6 protein-coding genes are annotated in these 6226 nt (G+C 49.4%); all 6 read right to left on the bottom strand.

What is annotated here, in order from left to right; translation table 11 throughout:
• Positions 1-1031: 1031 nt before the first annotated feature.
• The gene (locus tag Q8Q07_06090; GenBank protein ID MDP3879856.1) at positions 1032-1295 is read right to left on the bottom strand and encodes a hypothetical protein; all 264 of its coding nucleotides are present in this window, start codon (positions 1293-1295) and stop codon (positions 1032-1034) included.
• Between the two features lie 283 nt (positions 1296-1578).
• A complete protein-coding gene (locus tag Q8Q07_06095) occupies positions 1579-2640 on the bottom strand; it encodes a PilT/PilU family type 4a pilus ATPase (protein ID MDP3879857.1) in 1062 nt (353 codons plus the stop codon).
• Positions 2641-2644: 4 nt separating this feature from the next.
• On the bottom strand, positions 2645-4342 hold the full coding sequence (locus Q8Q07_06100; GenBank protein ID MDP3879858.1) for a PilN domain-containing protein: 1698 nt from the start codon (positions 4340-4342) through the stop codon (positions 2645-2647).
• 7 nt (positions 4343-4349) lie between these two features.
• Complete coding sequence (locus Q8Q07_06105; protein ID MDP3879859.1) at positions 4350-4910, bottom strand: hypothetical protein; 561 nt, start codon at positions 4908-4910, stop codon at positions 4350-4352.
• Between the two features lie 12 nt (positions 4911-4922).
• Entirely contained in the window at positions 4923-5768 is an 846-nt protein-coding gene (locus tag Q8Q07_06110) for a hypothetical protein (GenBank protein ID MDP3879860.1), read from the bottom strand.
• 27 nt (positions 5769-5795) lie between these two features.
• Positions 5796-6226, bottom strand: a 431-nt coding sequence (locus tag Q8Q07_06115; protein ID MDP3879861.1) for a hypothetical protein, incomplete at its 5' end; no start/stop codon positions are given.

Raw genomic sequence — 6226 nt, forward strand, 5'->3', positions numbered from 1 at the left:
CTACATAACATATATAGTGCGAATCAGAATATGCTATGCAAATAGGTTTACATAAGAAATCTTCAAAATTGATGCAACGTATCATTCACCTGACGGGCTAGTTACCTTGTATTTGGCAGTCTTCCTTATTAAGATACGAAGGTTCTGTTCTAAGACAGCATCATTCGCCACTAGCCTGTCATTTGCTTCCTTACTTTCAGTATATGGTACTCCAATATTAAGAATTCTAGTAACTGCATTGATGGCGTCGAGGACTTGCTTTACGGCGTTACTTAACTCGTTGCCGATTGATAACGCAATAGGTTCTATCAGTTCTTCCCCTTTGACGGCAAGTAGCTGGCAGGTTAATAACCTGTTGACATCTTCTAGCCGGGCCTGTTTTTTCCCACTTATTCCGGCTGTAACGCTAACTTCGCCTCCAAAGTTAGCACCAGTAACGTCAGTTGCCCACTCAATAATCTCGTTTAAAAGCCTTTCCTTTCGTTCCCTTTTTTTGTAGCCTCTGAGTTTGCACTAGAGATGCTACACCAAGTCCAAGTGCCACGAGGACGGCAGCTAAAGTTATCCAATCTCCAACTTCCATACCGCCCATTATAACACAATTCGCCCGGGGATAATTATGTCAACTATGGTCAGGCCGGATGTAAATCCATCCCCCTGGCCCCCTTCCTTTATTAAAGGAAGGGGGCACTATTGTTTTCGAAGGGACGAAGCCCTTCCTCAGTGCGTGTCATTGCGAGGAGCACGTTCTCTTCGCTCAGTGTAAACTCCGCGACAAAGCAATCCGTGGGCGAGGCGTAAACATACCCCACCGGATTGCTTCGCCCTCGGGACTTCGGCGTGAGCTCAGTCGAACGCTGAACTCGGGCTGAAGCCTCCCGATGAATCGGGATGGTCTCGCAATGACAAGTGTGAAAAGGGTGTTTAAGAGGGGCTGACGCCCCTCCTTCCCAAAACAAAACTCCCCCTCCCTTATCAAAGGGAGGGGGACACAGGGGGGTGGGTTCTCTCTATCTCTACCTGACCTTAAACTACTTCGCTTTTACCTTTGCCTTTGTTTTCACCTCGGCCAGGGCGCTCTCCGGTATCGAGACCAGGAAACCGTTCTTGTCACGGCGCACCTGGTAAATGAGCAGGTCCGTATCCGGCGGTATGCCTTTGGCCACTCCGGTTACGGTCTCCGCTTTGGCGTGGCCGTAGTCAATTATCTCCCCGGTCTCACGTGAATATTTCTTCAGCGCCGCCGCCCGGCTGACGATTCTCACCTTCTGTCCTTTTTGGAATTTCGGCTGCATATACTTCCCCCTACTTTTCAGGCTAGTCCAATAATACCATAAAGTCGGCAACTAGAGAAGACAACGGCTCTGTTTGCGACTGGCTGATTTTGTTGTCTTTGCGAAAGCAGCGACGGAGCAATCAATAGGATTTACAGCGGCAACACAGGGGTGAATAAGGAGCTCACCATTCCCGCAGGTACTTTACCACCCAAAAGAAATCTCAGGGGCTTAAATTTCGATTTCAGAGCGTCATTCTTGAGGGCCTGGCCGGGGAATATTTCCCAGGCAGATCTAAGCGTAACTATGTCTTGGTGATCAGCTTGCCTACTTCATCCGGGTCGTTGCAAACAGCTAGCATGCTGTCAAAATTTATTACACCCTTTTTATATAACTTGACCAGCGCATGATCGAGGGTAACCATTCCCATCTGGGCCTGGGTGACCATAGTATTGGGCAGCTGGTAAATCTTACCCTCTCTGATAATGTTTCTCACTGCCGGGCAAGCCACCATGACCTCAACGGCCGCCACCCGCCCGGGGCCTTCCGCTTTAGGGACCAGCGCCTGGCACAGGATGGCAATCAGAAAGGAAGCCAGGCGCGCCTGAACCAGAGAGCGTTCATGGGAGGGAAAGAGGTCAATAATTCTCTCTACTGCCTGTGCCGCACTGGTGGCATGCCCCGTGGTCAGTACCAGATGCCCGGTTTCGGCAACGGTGAGAACCGCCGCCGCCGTTTCATAGTCCCGCATCTCACCCACCAGGATTACGTCCGGGTCCTGCCTGAGCACGTGTTTTAACGCCTGGGTGAAGGAATGGGTATCATTACCCAGTTCACGCTGGGTAATAGTACAGTGGTTATTGGAGTAGATGTATTCAATCGGGTCTTCGATTGTAACCACACGGCGACGCTCCATACCGTTCAGGTAATTAATCATCGCACTGAGAGTTGTTGATTTGCCGCTACCCGTAGGGCCGCTAACAACCACCAGCCCCCGCGGTTTCAGCGCCAGTTCCTTGCATATTTCAGGCAGCCCCAACTCGCTAAGGCTGGGGATGACTGACGGCACCAGCCGGAGCGCCAGGCTGGTCATACCACGTTGCTTGCTGGCGTTACAGCGTATGCGCCCGATGTTACGCAACGTCCGGCTGAAGTCCAGCTCCAGGTTTTCCTCGAAATCAGCCCGTTCCTCGTCTGAAGTTACCTGCCGGAGAGCCTGGTTAATATCGTCGGCGCTTAACGGTTGCATGCCTTCCACCGGCTGCAGCGCTCCCTCAATACGCATCATCGGCGGACTTGAAGGAATGAGGTGCAGGTCAGACGCGCCATTTGCCAGTGCTATCTGCACTATAGGATAGATGTCCATCTATTTATTCCAACGTCCTGGCAACGAAGGTAAAATTTATTCCTCCGTCCGCGGCATCGGTCTTGCTGCTCAGGTTTATTCCCCGGAACGCATTACTCTCCTCTAATGCCTGCAAATAGAGCACAATACTGTCTTCATCCGGCGCTCTGCCATCCACTGTCATCGTATCATTGACCTGGCGGAGATTGGTTAGAGTTATGTCAACTGGTAAATACCTCAATATCACTTCGATAACGAAGATGCCTTCCCCTGATTTTTCCGGATTGACCAATAGCGTAAAATTCATACCCTTGCCCTGGACTTTACTTAAACTGGAAATGATAATCTCCCCGAACATATTACTGGATTCCATTTTGGAAATATACAACAGGACATCATCTTTGCTCTGAGCGATCCCGCTTATCGACAGGGCATTACCACTGTGTTTGATACTGCTCAGGGCTATCGTAGCTGGCAGACTCTTTACCGTTACTGATAGATCACCGTTAATCCTGAAGTTCTGTCTCTTAATACTGTCCAGCGCCGCTTCAAGCTTATCATAGGCAGTTTCAGTGGCCTTAATCTGGTTGTTAATTACGTCAATCTCACCTGATATCTCCTTTACCTGAGATAACCTCTGTTCGAGTGCCTGCCCCGCGGTATTCATTCTGACCTGCGTTGAATCAATAGCAGCAGTAGCGTTCCGGTTCATCATGATAAAAAGTAAGAGCAGGGCAACCGCCACAACATTACCGGGCAAGGCCATGACATTGGTCAGAGAGACAGGTTTAGTCTGATAATTAACCGGTAACGAATTTAAGGATACAATAGAAGCATCTTGAGATCGCCGGTGAAGCTGGTGCAGGGCCAGCCCCATGTTCACCAGATACATATTGGAATTAAATCCCCCCGGGCATTCGAACTGGGACTGTACCGGTAAAACAGTACGCCCGGCAGCCTCAGCGAAAACCTGAAACAGATTCAGGTCATCAGCCAGCTCACCGGAGATAAAAATTGGCACATCAGGCGCCAGCGGGTCGTCCGCATAGTTGGTACTGTAAAAGGTGAGGGCTCTCTGCAGTTCCCGATTAATAATATCCGTTTTCTTCTCTAAGGATAGTCCTTCATGGGGAAACACCACGGTCCGGATCGTCCGGGGAACGCCATTCACCGTGACTACAATGTCAAACTCTGTGAACTGGACATCGATACTTATGGCTGTAGTCTCTTTTATTGTTCTGGTTAGTAATAATGGTTTCACCCCTATGAAACTGGGTTCGAGTCCGGCTTGATTCAGGGTTTTGACTAAAACGTCTACGGTCAGACGGGGCAAAGCAACCAGGAAGACCTGTAACTGCTCCCCGGTTGACGGGATTACCTGCCATGACAGGTAGAGTTGCTCCAGTGACATCGGCAATACTCTCCTGGCTTCTCGTTTTACCGCTTCATCCAGCATCTCTTTAGGCAACTGCGGTAAAATAATTGGCCTGGATAGACAATGAAGTCCGCTCAGACCAATGATCACTTTCCTTTTCCTGATTTTATGCAGTTTGAAAAGTTGCCTGATTCTGGCAGCCAGCTCAGCCTCATCAGTGACTACATTGTTCTTTATCAGGCCGTTTTCTAACGGAAAATAGGCCCACTCCTTTATCCGCTCGCCGCGAGTTACCATTAAGCGTAAGCTGCTATCATCAATGTACAGCGTAATAATCTTCTTAGCCAAAGCACGCTCATCCTTCTTGATAAATATAGATAACCATCATTACATCTACGGTCGCCTTCCCGGAATCCTCCGGTATGTTTATCGTGACCGACTTAACGACACTGGTACCGAAATAGGTATTCAGATCAATAATAAAATTAATCAGATTGGGAGCACTTCCCTCAATGCGCGCGGTCAATGTTAGCAGGGAGAAATCAGCCCCTTCCAGGTTCGCTTTAGACGGGGACGAGGAGGTCATCTGGATGACTTCCAGGCTATGAGCTTCGGCGACATCAAAGAGGGCTCTGGTTACCATTGAGCTTTCAACAGGACGTGAAAGCGCTATCTGCGCTGTTTCAAGTTGCACCTTTGCCTCACCGAGTTGTGTCTCCAATTCAGCTTTACGTGAGATCAGTCTGGTTATCTTGACGTTCTCCAGTTTAGTTTGAATCTGCTCAAACTGTTCATCGAGGCGGTTCTGCTGCTGTACCTGCTGCAAATGGACCACCCCGAGGTAAGTGCTAGCAATGGCAAAAACTACGGCAGCAATCAGTATCCAGCTTCTCTTGCTCAGCTTCAACAGTGGCATTCCAATCTCCGGTCAATTAACCACCCGCCAGGAAACGATGTAGGCTTTGCTTTCCGTGATGATTACGTCCGCTTCAAGTGTCGCGTAAGTCCGGCTATCCCCGGGGTGTTTCGCCCTGGCGGTAATCGCATATTTATTGCCTGAAATCGTGCCCAGCGCCCCGATATCCGTCCGGTTAGCCACTACCCAGGCATACTCATCTTCTATAACCCCTTCTCCGTCAATATATAATGCCTGCGTTTTCACCGGGTCTCCCGGAGGAAGACTGGGCAAGGGCGTTGTAAATAACCAGCGCAGGAAGAAGACTCCAGTCTCATCTTCGGTCACCTCAGGTTCAGCGTTGGACACGTTATCCGGAAAGCCGGCCGCGCTTCCCGCCCGATAACTGTAACCATCGGGTAATCTGACCCCGATTTCATTGATATGTACCGTAGAATCATGTTGCAGGGTGATGGTGATAGTATACCGGTAGGCTCCAGCTCCATCATCCCATACCAGTTCTCCGGTAACATCGACAAATTCATTATGTTCTCCTGGTTCTAACAACTCACCAAAAATTAGAGTATAGTACCCGGTATTCTCCGTCTCCATATCCACCGCCATCTGGTTGACATTATCCAGCAACTGTGCGGACGGTTGTGCATTATGTAATAAAGACCACAGGGTATTTTCAATACCCGCCTCAGCCGCATAAGCTGCCCGCAAAGATTCGATTGTAATGCTACTACCCTTAAGGTTAGTAGTAGCATAATTAAGACTACCGGTAACGGTCAGTCCGCCTATAGCCAGCATGCACAGCACTACAGGTAAAGCCTGGCCTTTCTGGTCGCCCAGAAACCGTTTAATGATTGCTAGCATATCACTCCATTAATCCTGTGAAAACGGCTAATAATTAAGCCGGCGCACGACCTTGTATTCCCGGCTCTCCAGAACATTTTCGTAGGAAGCGGTAAGCTTCAGGGCTAGCATTGGAAACTGATAGCTGGCCTTGCTGGTATAGGTTATGTTGTCGGAATCAAAGAATATGTGCCGGGCGATGAGGGTCTCTTCGTTTGCCCCGGCGCTGCTCCAGTGATACCGCTTAAGTTCACCGTTACCGGTGATTATGTTTTCGAAAAAATACCTCACGGAATGGTAGATTGGCTGACCACCGGCGTCCCATTCCGTCCAATTTACCAGTATGAAATCCGGGGATGTCAGGTTATCCGTAATCACACTCTGCGCCATTTGAGTATCGCGGCTAATCCAGTAGCCGGCATTTTCGACCTGTCTCACTGAAGTCAGATAGTCATTATTACGCTGGGTGCCGTGAAGAA

This window comes from Dehalococcoidales bacterium (assembly GCA_030698765.1).
GTDB lineage: Bacteria > Chloroflexota > Dehalococcoidia > Dehalococcoidales > UBA2162 > JAUYMF01.